This window comes from Fluviicola sp. (assembly GCF_030151805.1).
In the GTDB taxonomy this organism is placed as follows: Bacteria; Bacteroidota; Bacteroidia; order Flavobacteriales_D; family Crocinitomicaceae; genus Fluviicola.
In genome coordinates this window covers 1-2771 of sequence record NZ_JASLCN010000459.1, presented here as the reverse complement: position 1 = coordinate 2771, position 2771 = coordinate 1, and the positions used below count along the sequence as shown (strand labels likewise).

Here is a 2771-nt window from a genome sequence, read left to right as displayed (position 1 = left end):
TCCACGGAACCATTTTATTTGGAGGAATCATCCTGGTTCTTTTCATGGCTCTGAACTTTTACATTCCGGTCGGAAGAACAGAAACACTTCACTTGAAAGTGATCAAAACAGCTAGATTCGGGTCGCGCAGAGGTGTCGGAGATCCTTATGCAATTGTTGATTATCACGGATTAAAAAAACAACTGGTTTTCCCTGCGAATACAACTATCGCAAACAACGATTACCTGGAAATTTCTTTGACCAAAGGCCTGTTCGGCTTTCCTGTTGTCGGGGAAATGCAGGTTATTAATCAGAGAGAAGCGGAAGAGGAACGAGCATATCAAAAAATGCTCGATCGCGCGGAAGCATACTATTCGAAAGGAAATCCGACCAAAGCCATCGAATTGTATGAAAGAGCATCCGGACTCAGACCGTCCGACACACTTCCCAAAATGCGGCTAAAAGAAATCAAAAAATCACTTCAGCAAAGCTCTGATTGACTTCAGCATGATCAATTCATGCTGAAAAACTGTAATTTAACGAATCCTTATAGAAACAAAAAACAATGCATTTCGAAGCGCACACCCGAAACAATATCCGGATAGCAGAAGTACTTTCCGACGAACCGGTTATTCAAACAGCCGAAGACGGATTGGATTTATTGGGAAACCTCTATTACCAGGGTTTCGACCGGATAATTGTTTACAGTAAAAACATTGCTCCTGCTTTTTTCGACTTGAAAAACGGGTTAGCCGGGGAAATCCTTCAAAAATTCTCCAATTACCGCATCCGGCTCGCTATTGTAGGCGATTTCAGTTCCTACACATCCAAAAGTATTACCGATTTTATTTTTGAAAGCAACAATGGAAAACAGGTCAATTTTTTGAACTCGGTTGAAGAGGCTTTGGAGCGATTATCACGGAATTAATCAATAGCCATGACAAAAGAAATCAAGTATATCGAATTAAAATCAGGATTTTCAAGTGACGGACCGGCTTGGATTGCAGAAGTTGAATTTTCAAAATCAGGTCAGACCGTTTACTTCAACAACATGGCATTGAAGAAACTCAAAACTCCCGGAATTACTTCTAATCATTACGACATTGAAACCGGAGAAGAATATTGGATTTCCGGTGTAAAACGCAACGGGCAGGACAGACATTGGGCTGGCGGAGGAAAAGTCCTTCTGGATGAAGAAATTGTTCCAGATTATTTGAAATTGGTGGACTTTACGATCATCAATGAAAAGCATTTTGAGGTCATTCAACTGGATAAAGATTTCGATAAAAGCCGTTTCAACGAATTGGAAAACTCGAAAGTTGAAAACCTTGAGGTTACTCATTACACACAGTGGTATTGGGATAAGAATCGTAGAAAACTGGTGTGTCAATAACAAAAGGATGGAAGAACTAATTCTTGAAACCGAACATTTGATTATCCGGTTTGTCTCTGAACAAGACATACGGGATGTTCATCCATTGCAGTCTTTACATTGGGAATTACTGATAAACTCGTAGAACAAATTCCCGGAAAACAATTATGAAACACCTCTTCACCTCCATCTTTCTGACGACAATGCTGCTTGCGTGTAGCGAACAGAAAAACAAACCCCAGCACAAAACGGTTCCAGGCATTCAGCAACCGGAAGAAGTAAGCAACATTCCCTATCATGAATTTCAACCCGACACCGCTTCAGGAATCACATTAAAAGGGTTTGATGTCGAAGCTTCCTACCAAATCAATTCCCTCTATTTTCTTACCGGGAATTACGAATATCCGGATGGGAAAATTGTTTATCCGAACACGGAAACAGATTGGGGCGACAGGTTATTGGTGATAGACAAACAGCATAAAATCCGTTTTCAATCAAAAGGAACGGGAGATTTGTATCTCTTCGAACCTCATTTTTATAAAAACGCTCAAAACGACAAAATCTTCATTGTTTGCCAGGCAGCTTTTGAATACTATTGCGGCGGAGACGTTTTCTTGTTTGAGAAGCAGAAAATCCAATTCCTCGGAACCATCGATGTTTCGGGTAAAGACATGGAAACAAGCTTAATAGACATTGTGCAGATCAATGAAAACAAAAAGGAAACCGTTTTTTCCTTCAACACCGACTCCTTGATATTTAACCCGGGAGGCGAAAAAGAAGCGCTGATTAAGAATAACAACCTGCGTTATAGCTACGATGGGAAGAGATTTAAGTTTGTGAGATAAGAAAAAATCAAGAACTTTGACTTCAATCTAAATGATTCTAAATCCATGAAAAAACAAATTCTTCTCCTACTACTTCATTTCGCAGGACTTCAAACACTTCTGGCACAAGACAGTTTATACATCAGACCTTTTCTGAACAAAAAGGATTTTCCAAATATTGATACCATTTATTACGAGAATGTTCGATCTCAGGGAAAGATCGGGTTTGAGGGCTGGACTATTTTAGAACGAAAACTTTCAGAATCTAAAATTCTTCGGATTGAAGGAATAGATGATAGTCAGGTCGCCAGGCATAAAATCGGAATCTGGAAATATTATCGAAAAGACCAAACTCTTGAAGGAATCGACTCCGTTTTTTTTGAGAATGGAATACTATTCGGTTCTGAATCTTACTATTTTAAATCCGGAAAATTGAGACGTTATATTAGCCGTACTTTCAAAAATGAGATTTATCAGAAAGGAATTCTTACCGATAAGAAAATAGAAATAGAATCCAACAAGGAGTATATTCAATACGACTATTCTGAAAAGGGGAAATTAATGCGGAAAAGAATCTGGATTGGAAAAAAACTCAA

Annotated in this window: 5 protein-coding genes; all 5 read left to right on the top strand. The window is 38.9% G+C overall.

Translation table 11 applies throughout. The features are described from left to right. The coding region (locus Q1V93_RS17445; RefSeq protein ID WP_300666435.1) for a tetratricopeptide repeat protein at positions 1-479 on the top strand (479 nt) is incomplete at its 5' end. Positions 480-544: 65 nt separating this feature from the next. Continuing rightward, the gene (locus tag Q1V93_RS17440) at positions 545-907 is read left to right on the top strand and encodes a DUF4180 domain-containing protein (protein ID WP_300666434.1); all 363 of its coding nucleotides are present in this window, start codon (positions 545-547) and stop codon (positions 905-907) included. A 9-nt stretch (positions 908-916) separates the two neighbouring features. Beyond that, on the top strand, positions 917-1372 hold the full coding sequence (locus Q1V93_RS17435) for a hypothetical protein (RefSeq protein ID WP_300666433.1): 456 nt from the start codon (positions 917-919) through the stop codon (positions 1370-1372). Between the two features lie 146 nt (positions 1373-1518). Next, positions 1519-2196, top strand: coding sequence for a hypothetical protein (locus tag Q1V93_RS17430; RefSeq protein ID WP_300666432.1), 678 nt, complete (start codon positions 1519-1521; stop codon positions 2194-2196). Between the two features lie 45 nt (positions 2197-2241). Further along, positions 2242-2771 (top strand): hypothetical protein (locus tag Q1V93_RS17425; protein ID WP_300666431.1); only part of this gene is annotated, 530 nt, incomplete at its 3' end.

Excerpts from the sequence above, each read along its gene's own strand:
- Q1V93_RS17430 (WP_300666432.1), top strand. The coding sequence starts at position 1,519 with ATGAAACACCTCTTCACCTCCATCTTTCTGACGACAATGCTGCTTGCG.
- Q1V93_RS17435 (WP_300666433.1), top strand. The coding sequence starts at position 917 with ATGACAAAAGAAATCAAGTATATCGAATTAAAATCAGGATTTTCAAGT.
- Q1V93_RS17440 (WP_300666434.1), top strand. The coding sequence starts at position 545 with ATGCATTTCGAAGCGCACACCCGAAACAATATCCGGATAGCAGAAGTA.